This window comes from Amycolatopsis sp. lyj-90, assembly GCF_046549035.1.
GTDB lineage: Bacteria > Actinomycetota > Actinomycetes > Mycobacteriales > Pseudonocardiaceae > Amycolatopsis.
In genome coordinates, this window is record NZ_JAJPWP010000001.1 from 1139211 (window position 1) to 1155895 (window position 16685).

The 16685-nt window shown below is 69.9% G+C and carries 17 protein-coding genes; 12 read left to right on the forward strand and 5 right to left on the reverse strand.

Going from position 1 to position 16685, the window contains the following annotated elements:
* Nucleotides 1-61: 61 nt before the first annotated feature.
* The 5 genes from ACLJPX_RS04895 (at nucleotide 62) to ACLJPX_RS04915 (ending at nucleotide 6903) form a co-directional block, all read left to right on the forward strand.
* On the forward strand, nucleotides 62-2839 hold the full coding sequence (locus ACLJPX_RS04895; protein ID WP_410598910.1) for a DEAD/DEAH box helicase: 2778 nt from the start codon (nucleotides 62-64) through the stop codon (nucleotides 2837-2839).
* Nucleotides 2840-3131: 292 nt separating this feature from the next.
* Nucleotides 3132-3959: a DUF4333 domain-containing protein gene (locus ACLJPX_RS04900; protein ID WP_410598911.1), complete on the forward strand. Its 828-nt coding sequence runs from the start codon at nucleotides 3132-3134 to the stop codon at nucleotides 3957-3959.
* A 41-nt stretch (nucleotides 3960-4000) separates the two neighbouring features.
* Nucleotides 4001-5200 (forward strand): GNAT family N-acetyltransferase, encoded by a 1200-nt coding sequence (locus tag ACLJPX_RS04905; RefSeq protein WP_410598912.1) that lies wholly within the window; start codon nucleotides 4001-4003, stop codon nucleotides 5198-5200.
* A gap of 33 nt (nucleotides 5201-5233) precedes the next feature.
* Entirely contained in the window at nucleotides 5234-5638 is a 405-nt protein-coding gene (locus ACLJPX_RS04910; RefSeq protein WP_410598913.1) for a DUF4333 domain-containing protein, read from the forward strand.
* Between the two features lie 44 nt (nucleotides 5639-5682).
* Entirely contained in the window at nucleotides 5683-6903 is a 1221-nt protein-coding gene (locus ACLJPX_RS04915) for a GNAT family N-acetyltransferase (protein WP_410598914.1), read from the forward strand.
* Here the strand turns inward: ACLJPX_RS04915 and ACLJPX_RS04920 are convergent.
* From ACLJPX_RS04920 to ACLJPX_RS04930, 3 genes are all read right to left on the reverse strand, one after another.
* On the reverse strand, nucleotides 6900-7886 hold the full coding sequence (locus ACLJPX_RS04920; protein ID WP_410598915.1) for a pirin family protein: 987 nt from the start codon (nucleotides 7884-7886) through the stop codon (nucleotides 6900-6902). The two genes, ACLJPX_RS04915 and ACLJPX_RS04920, sit on opposite strands and share 4 nt — an antisense overlap.
* The gene (locus ACLJPX_RS04925; protein WP_410598916.1) at nucleotides 7883-8827 is read right to left on the reverse strand and encodes a 5'-3' exonuclease H3TH domain-containing protein; all 945 of its coding nucleotides are present in this window, start codon (nucleotides 8825-8827) and stop codon (nucleotides 7883-7885) included. Before ACLJPX_RS04925 ends, ACLJPX_RS04920 begins: the two co-directional genes overlap by 4 nt.
* Before the next feature lie 76 nt (nucleotides 8828-8903).
* Entirely contained in the window at nucleotides 8904-9440 is a 537-nt protein-coding gene (locus tag ACLJPX_RS04930) for an NADPH-dependent FMN reductase (protein ID WP_410598917.1), read from the reverse strand.
* A gap of 118 nt (nucleotides 9441-9558) precedes the next feature.
* Between ACLJPX_RS04930 and ACLJPX_RS04935 the strand changes: the two genes are divergently transcribed.
* From ACLJPX_RS04935 to ACLJPX_RS04960, 6 genes are read left to right on the forward strand one after another with little or no spacing between them, the layout of a single operon-like run.
* Nucleotides 9559-10137, forward strand: coding sequence for an ArsR/SmtB family transcription factor (locus ACLJPX_RS04935; RefSeq protein WP_410598918.1), 579 nt, complete (start codon nucleotides 9559-9561; stop codon nucleotides 10135-10137).
* Nucleotides 10134-11384 (forward strand): MFS transporter, encoded by a 1251-nt coding sequence (locus ACLJPX_RS04940; protein ID WP_410598919.1) that lies wholly within the window; start codon nucleotides 10134-10136, stop codon nucleotides 11382-11384. Before ACLJPX_RS04935 ends, ACLJPX_RS04940 begins: the two co-directional genes overlap by 4 nt.
* 10 nt (nucleotides 11385-11394) lie before the next feature.
* The gene (locus ACLJPX_RS04945; protein ID WP_101607710.1) at nucleotides 11395-12537 is read left to right on the forward strand and encodes a M24 family metallopeptidase; all 1143 of its coding nucleotides are present in this window, start codon (nucleotides 11395-11397) and stop codon (nucleotides 12535-12537) included.
* Nucleotides 12534-13004 carry an Lrp/AsnC family transcriptional regulator gene (locus ACLJPX_RS04950; protein WP_101607711.1) on the forward strand — a complete coding sequence of 157 codons (471 nt, stop codon included), beginning with the start codon at nucleotides 12534-12536 and terminating at the stop codon, nucleotides 13002-13004. Before ACLJPX_RS04945 ends, ACLJPX_RS04950 begins: the two co-directional genes overlap by 4 nt.
* Before the next feature lie 37 nt (nucleotides 13005-13041).
* Nucleotides 13042-13269: a hypothetical protein gene (locus ACLJPX_RS04955; protein WP_076166772.1), complete on the forward strand. Its 228-nt coding sequence runs from the start codon at nucleotides 13042-13044 to the stop codon at nucleotides 13267-13269.
* Complete coding sequence (locus tag ACLJPX_RS04960; protein WP_005150941.1) at nucleotides 13256-13555, forward strand: hypothetical protein; 300 nt, start codon at nucleotides 13256-13258, stop codon at nucleotides 13553-13555. Before ACLJPX_RS04955 ends, ACLJPX_RS04960 begins: the two co-directional genes overlap by 14 nt.
* Before the next feature lie 7 nt (nucleotides 13556-13562).
* Here ACLJPX_RS04960 and ACLJPX_RS04965 read toward each other — a convergent pair whose 3' ends face one another.
* Nucleotides 13563-14393: a helix-turn-helix transcriptional regulator gene (locus ACLJPX_RS04965; protein ID WP_410599092.1), complete on the reverse strand. Its 831-nt coding sequence runs from the start codon at nucleotides 14391-14393 to the stop codon at nucleotides 13563-13565.
* A 116-nt stretch (nucleotides 14394-14509) separates the two neighbouring features.
* Here ACLJPX_RS04965 and ACLJPX_RS04970 point away from each other — a divergent pair, with 116 nt between their 5' ends.
* Nucleotides 14510-15571: an aldo/keto reductase gene (locus tag ACLJPX_RS04970; RefSeq protein ID WP_410598920.1), complete on the forward strand. Its 1062-nt coding sequence runs from the start codon at nucleotides 14510-14512 to the stop codon at nucleotides 15569-15571.
* 30 nt (nucleotides 15572-15601) lie between these two features.
* Here ACLJPX_RS04970 and ACLJPX_RS04975 read toward each other — a convergent pair whose 3' ends face one another.
* A complete protein-coding gene (locus ACLJPX_RS04975; protein ID WP_410598921.1) occupies nucleotides 15602-16675 on the reverse strand; it encodes a GDSL-type esterase/lipase family protein in 1074 nt (357 codons plus the stop codon).
* Nucleotides 16676-16685 lie beyond the last annotated feature (10 nt).

Here is a 16685-nt window from a genome sequence, read left to right on the forward strand (position 1 = left end):
GCCGTTCCCGGGATCGTCACACCGAGTGCGAACTGTCGGTGGGGTATGGAACCCTGACGAAGTGGTCAACAGCCCTTCTCAGACCCCGGCCGAGGCGTACGCAGCCTCCCAGCGCCGCGCTCAGTATCCCCAGCTGACCCGGTTCGCCGCGGAATCGTCGTTCGAGTTCGACGACTTCCAGATCCGCGGCTGCGAGGCGCTCGAAGACGGCCACGGTGTGCTCGTCTGCGCGCCCACCGGCGCCGGGAAGACCGTGGTCGGCGAGTTCGCGGTGCACCTCGCCCTCGCCGAAGGGCGTAAGTGCTTCTACACGACGCCCATCAAGGCGTTGTCGAACCAGAAGTTCGCCGATCTCGTCGGGCGTTACGGCGCCGACGCCGTCGGCCTGCTGACCGGTGACACCTCGATCAACGGCAACGCGCAGGTCGTGGTGATGACCACCGAGGTCCTGCGCAACATGCTCTACGCCAAGTCGTCGACCATCGGCGAGCTCGCCTACGTGGTGATGGACGAGGTCCACTACCTCGCCGACCGGTTCCGTGGCGCGGTCTGGGAAGAGGTCATCCTCCATCTGCCGGAGCACGTCCGGGTCGTCGGCCTGTCGGCCACGGTGAGCAACGCGGAGGAGTTCGGCGAGTGGCTCGTCGAGGTCCGCGGCGACACCTCGGTCGTCGTCGACGAGCACCGTCCGGTGCCGCTGTGGCAGCACATGCTGGTCGGGAACCGGTTGATGGACCTGTTCGCGGGCCAGGAGGAACACGCGCCGGGCGCCGAACTGCGGATCAACCCCAGCCTGCTGCGCCGCACCGAAGAGGTCGGCCGCGGTTTCGCCCCGGCCGGGATGCGCGGGCCGAGGGGGCGGCGCGGGGCGCCGTCACGGATGCCGCGGTTCCGGCCGCCGTCCCGCACGGACACGGTCGAGCGACTCGACAGCGCCGGTCTGCTCCCCGCCATCGTGTTCATCTTCTCCCGCGCCGGCTGCGACGCCGCCGTCGGCCAGTGCGTCCGGTCCGGTTTGCGGCTCAACGGTCCCGAAGAGGTCGAGAAGGTCCGCCGGATCGTCGCCGAACGCACCAAGGACCTGCCCGAAGGCGACCTCGGCGTCCTCGGCTTCTGGGAGTGGCGTGAGGCGCTCGAGCGCGGCATCGCCGGGCATCACGCCGGGCTGCTCCCGGCGTTCAAGGAAACCGTCGAGGAACTGTTCGTCCAAGGCCTCGTGAAGGTCGTCTTCGCCACCGAGACGCTCGCGCTCGGCATCAACATGCCCGCGCGCACCGTGGTCCTGGAACGACTGGTGAAGTACAACGGCGAGGCGCACGTCGACCTGACACCGGGGGAGTACACGCAGCTCACCGGGCGTGCCGGGCGGCGCGGGATCGACGTCGAAGGGCACGCCGTCGTCGCGTGGCAGCCGGGGATCGACCCGAAGCAGGTCGGCGGGCTCGCGTCGACGCGGACGTACCCGCTGCGCTCGTCGTTCCGGCCCGGCTACAACATGGCGGTGAACCTGGTCGCCCAGGTCGGCGCCGAGGCGGCCCGTGACCTGCTGGAGCAGTCGTTCGCGCAGTTCCAGGCCGACCGGTCGGTGGTCGGGACGGCGCGGCGGATCGAGCGGAACAAGGAGGCCCTGCGGGGCTACACGTCCGCCATCACGGGCGATTTCGACGCGATGTTCGAGTACGTCGAGCTGCGCGCGAAGATCTCGGCCCGGGAGAAGGCGCTCTCGCGGCAGAACACCTCCGCACGCCGCGCGGGCACGGCCGAGTCGCTGGAAAAGCTCCGCAAGGGCGACGTCATCGCCGTCCCCGCGGGCAGGCGGGCGGGGCTCGCGGTCGTCGTCGACCCTGGGCTCGACCCGATCCGCGAACCGCGGCCCATCGTGGTCACCGAGGACCGCTGGTCCGGTCCGCTCTCGGTCGCCGACTTCCCGTCACCCGTCGAGGCGCTGGGGAACATCAAGCTGCCGAAGCACATCGAACTGCGGTCACCCAAGACCCGCCGGGACATCGCCGCGACTCTCCGGAACGCGGGAATCTCGTTGCCGGGCAGGCAAAAGCGCCGCGCCGGGGCCAATGAGGACGGTGAGCTGGCCGCGCTGCGCCGCGCGCTGCGCGCCCACCCGTGCCACGGTCTGGCCGAACGCGAGGCGAACCTGCGCTGGATCGAGCGGTACCAGCGTCTCTCGGCGGAGACCGAGCAACTGGAACGCAAGGTCGCCGCGACCACGCACTCGCTCGCGCGTGCCTTCGACCGCATCCTGCGGCTGCTCGGCGAGCGCGGTTACCTCGGCCCCGAATCCGAGGGAAACGGCGAGGACCGCGTCACCGAACACGGCAAACAGCTCACCCGTCTCTACAGCGAGTCCGACCTGCTCGCCGCCGAATGCATCCGGAACGGCGTCTGGAAGGGCCTGGCGCCCGCCGAACTCGCGGCCGTCGTCTCGACGCTGGTCTTCGAGGCCCGCCGCGACACCGCGGGGGAGCCGCGCCTGCCCGCGGGCAAGGTGCTCGACGCCTGGCAGGCGACCACGCGCCTGTGGATGGAGCTCACCGAAGACGAGCGGCGGCACAAGCTGGACCGCACCCGCGAGCCCGACGCCGGCTTCGCCTGGCCCATCTACCGCTGGGCGCGTGGCGAATCGCTGGAAAAGGTCCTCACCGCCGCCGAAGCGAACGGGCAGGAGCTGTCCGCCGGCGACTTCGTGCGGTGGTCGCGGCAGGTCATCGACCTGCTGGACCAGATCCGCGACGTCCTCGGGCGGGCCGATCCGGTGGGTGCGGCGGCTTCGGATGCGGTGAAGGCCTTGCGGCGGGGTGTCGTGGCGGCGGGCGGGGCCTGATCCCCGGGTTCGGTTCGGTCACCCAAGCGCTATGAAAGGCCCGTTACTTGCAAAATTTGCAAGTAACGGGCCTTTCATAGCGCGCGCTGGGGCACACCACGGTGCGCCCGGGTGCCGGGTGGTGTTGGGCTGACCGGCGGATTCGATGCCGCCACCGGTGTGAGCACGGTCGCGGCGACTTGGCCCGACACCACCCGGGAACAGTGGGCAGGGGCGCCCACCTGTGGTTGGATCGCCCACGACGGCCATGTAGCACGGCCGGTGACGATGGCGGAACAGGCGGAGGCGAACGATGAGCACGCCGTATGGCGGCAACGACCCGCAGCAGCAGCCCCAATGGGGGCAGCAGCCGGGCTACGGGGAACAGCCGGGCGGCACTCAACCGCCGAGCGGTCCGCAGCAGCAACCGCAGTGGGGTCAGCAGCCGCAGTACGACCCGTCGCAGACGCAGCAGCAACAGCCCCAGTGGGGTCAGCAGCCCGCTCCCTACGACCCGTCGCAGCAGCAGCCGGGGTATCCCCAGCAGCAGCCCGGTTACGACCCCTCCCAGACGCAGCAGCAACAGCCGCAGTGGGGTCAGCAGCCCCCGCAGTACGGCCAGCAGCCGGGCTACCCGCAGAGCGGACCCCAGCAACAGCCTGGTTATCCGCAGAGCGGCCCTCAGCAGCAGCCCGGCTACCCGCAGAGCGGCCCGCAACAGCAGCCGCAGTACGGGCAGCCGCAGCAGCAGGGCCAGTACGAGTACGGCCAGGGCCAGTTCGCGGGCACCCAGGGCGAGGCGCAGGACAAGCCGAAGTCCAAGAAGGGCCTGTTCATCGGGATCGGCGCGCTCGTGGTGATCATCGCCGCGGTGGGCGTTCTCGGGTTCGTCACGCCGGGCTGGTTCAACACGCAGGTCTTCAACAACACGCAGATGCAGACCGACGTGCAGAAGCTGCTCACCGAGACCTACGGGATCAAGGAGATCAGCGCGGTCACCTGCCCCTCCGGCCAGGAGGTCAAGGACGGGGTGAAGTTCACCTGCACCGCAACGATCGAGGGCAAGCCGCAGGAGGTGCCGATCACCGTGAAGGGTGACACCGGCAACTACGAGGTCTCACCACCCGCCGTCACCAAGTAAACGGCGGGCGCCGGGGACGGTCGATCCTGCATGATCGTCCCATGAGCGACTTTTCAGTGCGGCTGTTGCGGTCCGACGAGGATCGGGCCGCGACGGACGTGTTCAGGCGCGCCTTGCACGCCAGGGAGATGACCGACGAGGAATGGGCGGCCATCTCCCCGTCGATGCAACCGGACCGCGGGTTCGGCGCGTTCGACCCGGAGCTGATCGGCACCGTCCGGTCCTTCGATTCGGAAGTGACACTGCCCGGCGGCGGCACCACGCCGCTCGCCGCGGTCAGCCTCGTCGGTGTCCGCGCCGACCGGATCCGGCGTGGCGTGCTGACCGGTCTGATGCGCGCTCAGTTCGAGGATTTCGCCGCCCGCGGCGTTCCCGCGGCGATGCTGCACGCGTCCGAAGGAACCATCTACGGCAGGTTCGGTTACGGCGTCGCCGCGCGGGGCAAGTCGATCGAGGTCGACAGGCATCGCGCGCGGTTCCGTCCCGAGGTTCCGACCGGCGGGCAGATCTCCTTGCTGGGGCTGGAAAGCACCATCGAGCAGTGGCCGTCGCTCTTCGACGCCCTCCCGCGCACCCGGCCCGGCATGATCGCGCGGAGCCCGCATCTGTGGCCGGGCTACGAGCGGGAAGTGCGCCGGGCGACCTCTCCCGTCACGACCGCCGTGCACCGAGGTGCGGACGGGGTCGACGGCTACGTCACGTACACCGTCGAGAGGGCCAGATTCGACGCCCCGTCGCTGCTGAAGATCCAGTCCTTCCACCACGCGGGCCCGGACGCGTTCGCCGGGCTGTGGCGCTACCTGCTGTCCGTGGACCTGGTCGACCGCATCACCGCGGAGAAACGGCCACTCGACGAACCCGTCGAGTTGTTGTTCGCGGACCCGCGGCACGTGACCGTGCAGAAGACCCAGGACGAGGGCTGGCTCCGGCTGGTCGACGTCGCCACGATGCTCGGCGCCCGGACGTACCGGGGCGAACCCGTCGTCATCGAGGTCACCGATCGCTTCCTGGACCACAACTCCGGCCGGTACCGCCTCTCCGAGGACGGCGCCGCCCGCACCACCGACCCGGCGGATCTCGCCATGGACGCCGACACCTTGTCGATGCTGTACCTCGGCGGCTGGCGCGCGTCGGATCTCGCCTTCGCCGGACGGGTCCGCGCCACCGGCGAGCTCGCCTTGGAACGGGCGGACCTGCTGTTCGGCACGCGAGTGAACCCCTGGTGCGGTACCTTCTTCTGACGTTGGAAGATCACATTCCGGGGGTGGAGAAGCTTGAGCAGGCGAGCCGTCGCGACGGTCGGTCTGTGCTGTGCCGCTTTCGCGGTGCTGGCGGGGTGTTCGGACACTCCGGTACCCGCGCCGGCGACGAAGACCGTCACGGTCCCGCCGTCGACGAGCGTGTCGTCGAGCGCGCCCGCCACCGGCGGTACGTCGGTCGGCCCCTCCAGCGCCCCGGGCAGGGTCTTCGACCCGAGGACCATGCAGGCGGACGTGAAGAAGGTCCTCACCGAGACGTACCAGCTCCAGGGCGTCGGGGACGTGATCTGCCCGTCGAACCAGAAGGTCACGGACGGCAGTACGTTCAGCTGCACCGTCCAGGTCGGCGGGGAGGGCAAGACCGTCACGATCACCGTCACCGGTGAGGACGGCCGCTACGAGGTCGGCGCGCCCGCCTGAAAACCGGTTGGGTTCGCCGCGGCCGGACGGCAGGATCTCCGGTCATGAGCGAATTCCATGTGCGTGCCGTGGCCGAGGGCGAACAGCGGGCCTGCCTCCAAGTTCTCGAAGAGGCCTTGCACGCCAAGCCGATCTCGGACGAAGCCTGGGCCAAGATGGCCCCGAGCTGGCCCGCCGCGGGGAAGTTCGCCGCGTTCGACGACGACGGCACCCCGGTGGGGATCACCAGTTCCTTCGAGATCGAACTCACCGTCCCAGGTGGACAGAAGCTCACCACCGCGGCTGTCGACGGTGTCGGCGTCCGCGCCGACTGGACGCGCCGCGGGATCCTCACCACGATGATGGCCGTACAGCTGGAAGACCTCGCCGCGCGCGGCGTCCCGCTGGCCGCGTTGCACGCCTCGGAAGGCGTGATCTACGGCCGTTTCGGTTACGGCGCCGCCACCTTCTGCAAAGGCGTGTACGTCGAACGTCCCCGCGCCCAGGTCCGCGACGGCGTCGGGCGGGAGGGCCTGGTCAGGTTCGTCACCCCGGCCGAAGCCGTCGAGCGGGTTCCCGTGCTGTACAACCGGTTCCAGGGAACGGATCCCGGGTTCGCCTCCCGGCCGGCGCAGTGGTGGCCGGGCTTCTTCGACCGGCTCGTCACCGGGAACGACGGCTACCGCGTCGCCATCCACAGTGGACCGGACGGGGACGACGGTTTCGTCGCCTACCAGACCATCGACGCGCGAGACCGGCAGGCGCCGGAACGCGGGGCGATCATCGAGGTTCGCGCACTCCAAGCCGCGACACCGCGGGCCTGGGCCGGGCTGTGGCGCTTCCTGCTGTCGATCGACCTGGTCTCGGCCGTCGCCGGACGAGGCCGCCCGATGGACGAGCCCATCGCCGAACTCCTCACCGACCCGCGTGCGGTGAACACCACCGAGGTCATCGACGACCTGTGGGTGCGGCTGGTCGACGTGCTCGCGGCGCTGCGGGCGCGCACCTACGGCACCGCCGAACCCGTGGTCCTGGAAGTGTTCGACAAGCAGCTTCCGGACAACAACGGCCGCTACGTCGTCGGCCCGGACGGTGTGGAACGCACCACCGCGGAGGCGGAGCTGCGGCTGGACGTCAGCACCCTGTCGTCGCTGTACCTCGGCCACGGCCTCTTCACCGACCTGGCACTGTCCGGCCGCGTCGAGGTGCTGGACGAGGCGGCGGCCGTCCGTGCCGACGCGCTGTTCCACACCGCCCGTGCCCCTTGGTGCGGGACCTTCTTCTAAGCCGGATTGCGACGCGGTTTGATCCGCACCTGCGGCAACGCGGGTGCGGGCAACCACGCCGTGGCGCCCTGATAGCCCTCGACGCGGCCGTAGCGATCCGCCTGCGCCTGCCAGGCCTCCCGGTACTCGGCGATCTCCTCGTGGCTGCGGCCCACGAAGTTCCACCACATGACGAGTTCCTCGGTGAACGGGGTCCCGCCGAGGAGGAGCACCCTGGCCGGTACGTCGCCGTGGTTCGCCAGCTCCAGCCGTTCCGTGCCCGGTGCGAGGTAGGCGAGTTCCCCGGTGTCCAGCGCGGTTCCGGCGACGGTGACCGAGCCGACGTCCTGCAGGACACCGTGTTCGAAGGCGGGATCGACGTCGAGGGACAGGGTCGCGCCGGGCTCGATGGTGAGTTCCGCACCCAGCAGGGGAGTGAACGCCGGAACCGGTGACGTGGTTCCGGCGAGGCTGCCGAGGAAGACCCGCGCGGTGGCACCGGGCAGCCCGAGCAGCGGTGGCGCGTAGTGCCGGAAGTCCCGCGCGGTGTCGCGGTGTTCGTCCGGCAGTGCGATCCACAGCTGCACTCCGTGCAGCGTCGCGGTGTCCGATGTGGACACTGTGGACACTGTGGATACCTCGGAATGCGCGATGCCGTGCCCGGCGGTCATCAGGTTGAGTTCGCCCGGCCGGACCGTGGCCCGCGTGCCGATGCTGTCGCGGTGCTCGATCTCGCCGCTGAACAACCAGCTCGCGGTCTGCAACCCGGTGTGCGGATGCGGCGCGACGTCCATCCCGCCGGACTCCGACACGTCCTGCGGCCCGTAGTGGTCGGCGAAACACCACGCGCCGATCAGGGACCGCTGCCGCTGCGGCAAGGTCCGGCGGACCCGGATCGCACGCGGCCCGCCGAGCGGCACCTCACGCGGGGTCAGCACGGTGACACCCTCGCCCGGCCGGTCCCGGCACAGCAGCTCGGCGGGGTCGGTCTCGGTGTTGCTCACGGCTTGGGGAGCGCGGCCAGCAGACGCTCCACCGAACGGCCGAGGTTCCAGCGCTCCGCCAGTTCCGCGACCTTGTCCGGGTCGGCGGGCTCGGTCGGGACGGTGTCCGGGCGGGACTGCTCGACCGGCGCGTCGGCCGCGACCCGGACGACGGTCGGCGCGACCGCGAGGTAGTCGGCGGCGTCGGTCAGGCGCAGCCGCGTCTTGAGCGGCACGCGCGAATCGCCCGCGTTGGACGCCTCGATCAGCTCCTGCAGGGAACCGAACTGGGTGATCAGCTTCGCCGCGGTCTTCTCGCCGATCCCGGCCACGCCGGGCAGCCCGTCCGACGGGTCTCCCCGCAGCGCGGCCATGTCGGCGTAACCGGGGCCGGCGTTCGCGGCCGGGATGCCGTACTTCTCGGCGAGTTCGTCCGGGCCGAGGATCTCGGCCTTGTTCCAGCCCTTGCCGACGTAGATGACCACCGTGGGCGTCGGCTCGTGGCGCACCAGCTGGAACAGGTCGCGGTCGCCGGTGATGACCTCGACCGGCGACTTCTTTTCGCGGATCGCGAGCGCGCCGATGACGTCGTCGGCCTCGTACCCGGCCGCTTCGGCCGTCGCGAGCCCGAAGGCCTCCAGCAGTTCCAGGATGATCGGAACCTGCGGCGTGAGCGTGTCCGGGACTTCTTCGACGTCGCCGCCTTCCGGGACCTCTTCGGCCACGCGGTGCGCCTTGTAGCTCGGCAGTAGATCGGTGCGGAACTTCGGCCGCCAGTCCGCGTCCAGGCAGGCCACGAGCCGGGAGGGCCGCCGGTCGACGAGGATCCGCGCGACGGTATCGGTGAACCCGCGCACGGCGTTGACCGGCGTCCCGTCAGGGGCGGTCATCGACTCGGGCAGTGCGTAGAACGAGCGGAAGTAGAGGCTCGCGGAATCAAGGAGGGCGAGAGGTCCGGTCACGCGGACAGCCTGCCATGTTCCGGCCCGAATGTCCGTGAAGGACCCGACCCCCAGCCGGGTCCTCCACGGACGCCGGTCAGGCGGCGTAGGGCCGGGCCTGGCGCGCGGTCCGCAGCGCGGTGGCCCACCAGTTCAGCTGGTTCAGCAGCGTGGTCGCCGCGAGGTCGGCTCCGTCGGCGTCCAGGTGCCCGCCGTCGGGCCCGAAGTTGTTCCAGGCGTAGGGGAAGCTCACGGTTTCCCGGATCGTCATGGCGTGGAGTTCGGCGAAGACCGGGCGCAGGTGCTCGACCGCGCGCAGGCCGCCGGAGATCCCGCCGTAGGAGACGAAGCCGACCGGCTTTCCATGCCATTCGGGGCCGGTGGCGTCGAGCGCGCTCTTGAACGGGCCGGGATAGCTGTGGTTGTACTCGGGGACGATCACGACGACGGCGTCCGCGGTGGCGACACAAGAGGAGAGGTCGTGGGGGTTTTCGGCGAGGTCGATGACGGTCAGGGCCAGGTCGTCGCGCTGTTTGGCGCGATCGAGGAACCAGTTCGCGACCACGGGAGCGAAGCGGCCTTCGCGGACGCTGCTGATTACGACGGCGAGCTGATAGGGCGAGTTCGTTGTCATGCCAAGACCGTAAAACCTGAACTTAGGTTGAGGTCAAACTCCAGAATCGGCTTGTGGTGGAGAGCCAACCGCAGAGAACTCTTTGCAAAGAGTTCTCTGCGGTTATAGGCTGCGAGCCATGGGGAAGAGCGAGAGGTATCTCGCGCGGATCGACGGCCGTCTTCTGCGGGCGTTGTCGCATCCGCTGCGCGTCAGGATTCTGGAACTGTTGCGAGAGGACGGCCCGGCCACGGCGTCGGGACTGGCGAAGCGGGTGGGGGAGAGTTCCGGGACCACGAGCTGGCATCTGCGGCAACTGGCCGAATGCGGCTTGATCACGGACGACGCCGAACGCGGCAGCAGGCGTGACCGGTGGTGGAAGGCCGTGCACGAAGGCGATCAGATGCAGGCCGCGGACTTCATCGACGATCCGGACCTCGCCGGCCCCTTCAACGCGTACGCCCACACGATGATCGAGCGGCGCTACGCCGCCGAAGCGCAGTTCGTCGCCGAGGTGCGGGACTGGGCCGACGAATGGATCGACAAGGTCAACTTCCACGACTCGCCGCTGTCGCTGACGCCCGACGAAACTGCTGCCCTGAGCGACGAGATCATCGAGGTGATCGGCCGCTATCGCCGTCCGGAGAAGGACGGCGACACCCAGGTCCGCGTGCACTGGGCGGCCTTCCCCAGACGATCGCGGCCGGAACACCCATGAGCAGGCTGCCACTGGGAGCCCTGGTCGTGGCTTCGGGGATCTCCTCGGCCGGGGTGATGATGACCCTGCTCGCGATTCCCTGGTTCGTTCTGCAGAGCACGGGCAGCGGCACCAAGACCGGTCTCGTCACCGCGGCCGAGGTGCTGGGCCTGATGGTGGCCGCGTTGCTGGGCGGGCCGATCGTCGACCGGGTCGGCACGCGCCGGGCCAGTGTCGGCGCCGACCTGCTGACCACCGTCACGGTGCTGCTGATCCCGCTCGCCATGAACACCACGGGACTCGGCCTGCCGGGTCTGATCGCGCTGTCGTTCGTGATGGGTGTGTCCCGCGGTCCTGCCGACACTGCGAAACAGGTGCTGCTCGCAGGAGTCGCCGAAGCGGGCGGTATCCGCACGAGCCGCGCCGCGAGCGCCGTCGAAGCGGCGATGCGCACCGGCCGGATGGTCGGCGGGCCCGCCGCCGGTGGGTTGATCGCGCTGATCGGGCCCATCCCGGTGCTGTTCGTCGACGCCGGTGCGCTCCTGCTGTCCGCCGCGCTGGTGTTTGCCCTGATCCCCGCCGCGGCCGGTCCGCCGAGACCGCCGTCGGGCGGCTACCTCAAGGAACTGCGCGAAGGGCTCGGGTACGCCAAACGCGATGCCGTCCTGCGCGCGATCGTCGGCATGCTGATGCTCACCAACAGCCTCGACTTCGGCCTGCTCGGCGTCCTGTACCCGGCGTACGGCGACCAAGTCCTGCACAGCACCGCGCTCATCGGCGCGATGATCACCGCCGTCGCGGCGGGCGCACTGGTCGGTTCGGCGCTCTACGGCTGGATCGGGCACCGGTTCTCGCGCCGCTCGGCGATTCTGGTCGCCGTCGCCATCGAAGGCGCGCCGAGGTTCGCCCTGCTCGTGCTGGAACCGGCGCCGGTCGTGCTGCTCGCGGGGCTGGCGATCGCCGGAATCGGGGCGGGCGCGCTCAACCCGATTCTGCTCCCGGTGGTCTACGAACGAGTTCCGGAGGGCGTCCGGGGCCGCGTGCTCAGCCTTCTCGTCGGCGGAGTGCTCGCCGCGATGCCGCTCGGCTCGATGGCGGCCGGGCTGCTGCTGGACGGCGTGGGGCTCGTCGGCGCGCTCGCCGTGTTCGGCGGCCTGTACCTGATCGCCGGAACCTTCCCGGCGATCTTCCGGGTTTGGCGCGGGCTCGACGATCCCGCCCCGATCGGGGGTGACCGGCTGGTGAACCAAGGGGTGCGGACCGACTAGGCTCGGCGTCATGTCGCGCCGTTCCCTTCACAACCCCGCCCCCGACACCGCCAGCCTCCGCGCCCGCCTCGACAGGGCCCGTGCCGCCGCGGCCGCCGCGGACACCGACGCCCTGCTGATCGCGCCCGGCTCGGACCTGCGCTACCTGATCGGCCAGGCCGGGGGCTCCTTCGAACGGCTGACCACGCTGGTGATCCCGGCCGACGGCGTCCCGGCGCTGGTGCTGCCGAAGCTGGAAGCTCCCGGCTACGCCGACGTCCCCGCGGACGAACTCGGCATCGAGGTCGTCACCTGGGTCGACGGGGACAACGCCTACGAACTGGTCGCCGACAGGCTGGGCAAGCCCGGCCGGGTCGCGGTCAGCGACTTCACCCCGGCACTGCACGTGCTCGCCTTCCGCGGCGCACTCGGCGACGCCGACCAGACGCTGGCCGGGCCGATCGTGCGCGAGCTGCGGATGCGCAAGGACGCGGCCGAGATCCAGGCGCTGCGCGACGCGGGCGCCGCCATCGACCGCGTCCACGCGCGGGTCCACGAGTGGCTGCGGCCGGGCCGTACCGAGGCCGAGGTCGGCGCGGACATCACCGCCGCGATCGTCGAAGAGGGCCACACCCACGCCGACTTCGTGATCGTCGGCTCGGGCCCGAACGGCGCCAGCCCGCACCACGACGTCTCCGAGCGGGTCATCGAGCGCGGCGACGTCGTCGTGGTCGACATCGGCGGCCCGATCGCCGAGGGCTACAACTCCGACTCCACGCGTACGTACGCGGTCGGCGAGCCGCGTGACGCGGACGTCGCCGAGACGTACGCCGTCCTGCAGCGGGCCCAGCGCGCCGCGGTCGAGGCCGTCCGCCCCGGCGTGACCGCCGAGCAGATCGACGCCGCCGCGCGCGACATCATCGACGGCGCGGGCTACGGCGAGTTCTTCATCCACCGCACCGGTCACGGTATCGGCCTCGACGTGCACGAGGAGCCCTACATCATCAAGGGCAACGCGCTGCCGCTCGAGCCGGGCATGGCCTTCAGCGTCGAGCCCGGCATCTACCAGCCGGGCCGCTGGGGCGCCCGCATCGAGGACATCGTCGTGGTCACCGAGGACGGTGTCGAGTCGGTCAACCAGCGGCCGCACGACCTGATCGTGCTCGACGCATGACCGGTTCCCTGGAGCCGCTGGACCAGGCCATCGTCGGCGAACTGGCCGCGGACGGGCGGCGCAGTTTCACCGACCTCGCCGAGCGGGTCGGACTCTCGGTGTCGGCGGTGCACCAGCGGGTGCGGCGGCTGGAGCAGCGCGGCGTGATCCTCGGGTACACCGCGCGGCTCGACGGCGAGCAGATCGGCCTCCCGCTCACCGCGCTGATCTCGCTGACGCCGAACGATCCGGCCGCGCCGGACGACTATCCGCAGCGTCTCGAGCACATCAAGGAGATCGAGTCGTGCTACTCGGTCGCCGGGGACGAGTCGTACATCCTCCTGGTCCGGGTGGCTTCGCCGCTCGGCCTGGAGGACCTGCTCCGCCGCATCCGCGAGTCCGCCAAGGTCTCGACCCGGACCACGGTGGTGCTGTCGACTCCGTTCGAGGGACGCTCGCCGACGCTCTCATCAGGTCTTTCTCACTGACCGGGTGGGCTTGCGCGGCGCTGGTACGATAAAAGGTATGGCAACACGTAAGGTCACACTCTCACTCGACAGTGGTGCGCTCGAGTTCGCCGAGCGGGCGGCCAAAGCGCACGGGATCTCGGTCTCGTCGTGGTTGTCCAAGGCAGCCCGCAGGGAAGCCGTCCGCACCGGATACACCCCGCAGCGAGCTCCGGTCGCACCGTCCGCCGAATCGGACGAGGCCGAGCTGACAGCCGCGGAGAAGGATCTGCGTGCACAGGGGTGAAGTCTGGACGTACCACCCCCCGACCGAACCGGCACGGCAGCGCACCGTCGTGCTGCTGTCCTCGGACGGGGTGAACGAATCCGAGCGGCCGTGGCTGCTCGGCACCGAACTGCTCGACCGCGACCCGCAGGACATCCTCGGGGTCGCCGTCGACGCGCGCTACTGGGTCTCCACGCTGAACCTCACGCGCCTGTACAGGCCGTGGTTCGACGAGAAGATCGCGGAGATCGACCAGGAGGTCCAGGAGCGCATCGACATCGCTTTGCGCGCGGCACTGGATCTCTAGTGCCGGATCACCGTGGGCTCAACCGGTCCAGCGCCGACTGGCTCTCCTCGTCCGCGGCGCGGTAGATCACCAGCAGCTGGTCCGTGTCCTGAAGTGGCGTGAGCGTTTCGAAATCCACCGCGATCGTGCCGACGTCAGGATGCCGCAGCACCTTGCGTCCGCGGCCCTTGACCTTGACGTCCCGCTCGGCCCAGCAGTGCGCGAATTCCTCGTCGCCCGTGGTGAATTCGGCGATGAGGTCGGTCAGCGCCCGATCCTCCGGATGCGCGGCCCACGCGGCGCGCAGGTGGGCGACGGCCTCCCGCACGACCCGTTCGCGGTCGGCGTAGAACTCACGCGTTCCCGGATGCATCAGGCACAGCCACATCGAATTGCGCTGTGGCGGTGGCAGGGTGTCGAAATCCAGGAGCAGCCGCGCGATCTCACCGTTCCAGGCCAGGATGTCGTAGCGGTGGTTCAGCAGCATGGCGGGCAGCGGCGACAGGTCGGCGACCAGCCGTGCCAGGGGCGCCGCCGCGGTGGTGGCGAGCTTGTCGGCGGTGCGGGGGCGCTGCTGGGCCAGGTCGAAAAGGTAGGCGCGTTCGTCAGGGGCCAGGCGCAAGGCGCCCGCCAGCGCCTCCACTACGTCCGCCGAGGGCCGCAGCCCGCGAGCCTGTTCCAGCCGGACGATGTAGTCGATGCTGACGCCGGCCAGTTCCGCGACCTCCTCCCGGCGTAACCCCGGGGTCCGCCTGGACCGGCGTCGCGGCAGGCCGAAAGCGTCCGGGTCCAGGCGCTCGCGCCGGGTCCGCAGGAACGCGGCGAGTTCCTGTGTCGTGTCCACGGTGCGGGTCATGATCTTCGAATCTACAGCAGGGTAGGACCGGCGTTCCCAGGAAGTTCTTTCCCTTATCCCCGGCTCGCGGTGGTCGCAGACTCGCTTTCGACAACCGATCACGAGCACAGGAGGACACGATGTCGCTCACCCTCGACACGTACCGGCTGCTGGGCCGGTCCGGGCTGCGGGTATCCCCGCTGGCGCTGGGCGCGGCGACCTTCGGCACCGAGTGGGGCTGGGGCGCCGGGCAGGACGACGCGCGCAAGCTGTTCGACCTCTACGTCGAGCGCGGCGGCAACTTCATCGACACCGCGAACACCTACACCAACGGCAGTTCGGAGCGACTGCTGGGCGAATTCACCCGTGAGAACCGCGAGAGCCTGGTGCTGGCAACGAAATACTCGACGCTGAGCCGACCGGGCGATCCGAATTCCGGGGGCAGTCACCGCAAGACCTTGTTCGCGTCGGTGGAAACCAGTCTGCGACGGCTGAACACGGACTACCTCGATCTGCTCTACCTGCACGTGTGGGATTTCACGACGTCGGTCGAAGAGGTCCTGCGCGGCCTGGACGACCTGGTCCGCCAGGGCAAGGTCCTGTACGTGGCGATGTCCAACGTCCCGGCCTGGCAGGTGTCGCGTATGCAGGCGATCGCCGACCTGCGCGGCTGGTCGCCGCTGGTCGCGCTGCAGGTCGAATACAACCTGATCCAGCGCACCGCGGAACGGGACCTGATCCCCATGGCACGCGAGCTGGGGCTGGGAGTGATCCCGTATTCACCGCTGGCAGGCGGGGTGCTCGCCGGCAAGTACGGCCGTGACGACCTGAACGCGGCGAAGGTCGACGCCGACGGCACCCGCAAGGGCTTCAACATCGCCAACGGCGACGTCACCGAACGCAACCTCGCGATCGCGGACATCCTGAAGGAGGTCGCCACGGAGATGGGCCGCCCACCCGGCCAGGTCGGACTGGCCTGGACCCTGCAGAACCCGGGCGTGACGGCACCGATCGTCGGCGCGCGCACCCCCGCGCAGCTGGAGGACAACCTCGGGGCGCTGGAGGTCGACTTCACCGCCGCCCAGCTGGCCCGCCTCGACCAGGCCAGCACGATCGAACTCGGCTACCCACACGACCTGCTCGCCAGCGACAGGGGCCGCGCGTTCAACAGCGGCGACCTGTCGATCGAGACCCGCCGCTGATACCCGACCGAGCGCCGAGGAGCAGTGCAGCTAGCGGGCGATGACCTCGGGGGCCGCGTGCAGCTTGCCGTCGGCCCCCGAGAGACACGACGCGTTCCCGCCGCGGGCGGCGAGGAACTCGTTGAGGCAGTTCGCGAGCTGTGCGTGCCCGTTCGCGTTGGGGTGGAACGACTCCTGCAAGGCATGGCTCGCGCGGTCGACCTGGCCGAGGTCGCGCAGCTGCAGTGTCAGCCTGCTGAACCACTCGTTCGCCGGGTCGCTGCTGCACGCCTCGCGCCCGGCGCCGGCCCGGGAAAGGTCGAGGAATCGTGAACTGGTCGCCCTCGACGCCTGCTTGAGCCCGTCGGAGAGGACGGAAACGCCGTCGCGGCGCATCCACTCCAGATCCTCGGTGCGGAACGGGCAACCGTTGAGGCTGCGCAGTGCCTCCGGGATCTGCGGGCCGACGGGCGAGGCGTACGACATCAGCACGAGCTGGTAGTCCGCCGGGACGTAACCTGCCTGCGCCAGTACCTTCTTGACGTCCGCGACGGCGTTGGTCACCTTCGGCACCATGGCGTCCACTTTGGACTTCCAGGTGGCGCGAAGCGCCTCGCTGCACGGCGGGCTCTGCGGAGAGAACCACGCCTTGAAGCATTCGCTGACCTGAGCGGAGAACTTCGGCTCGTCGTTCGCGCCGACCGCGATCACCACCGCGGCGACCCGGTGGTCCTTGATCAGCTGCGCGAGCTGCTGAGCCTGTGACGGCTCGGTCCACTGCTTGGCCTCGCCGAGGGCGATCTGCTCGGAAGGCGCCCCCGAACACGCGAGGTTCACCCGCGCGGTGACGTCGGGGATCTTGATCTGCTCGACGAAGGCGTTGGGGGAGCGGTGGCACCAGTTGCCGCCCTGCCCGTTGGTCGTCGGCGTGTAGTTGCCCGCGCCTTCACCGGAAACGGTGCTGTCGCCGATGGAGACGACCGTCAGCGGCCCCGTTCCCGGCGGGCCTTGGCGCGGGGACGGCTGCCCCGGGCGGCTTTCCGACCCGGTAAAGGCAATGAACCCGACGAGAACCACCACGAACGTGAGCGCGAGAGCACCCCACCACCACCGGAAACGTCGCATCGTCACCGGA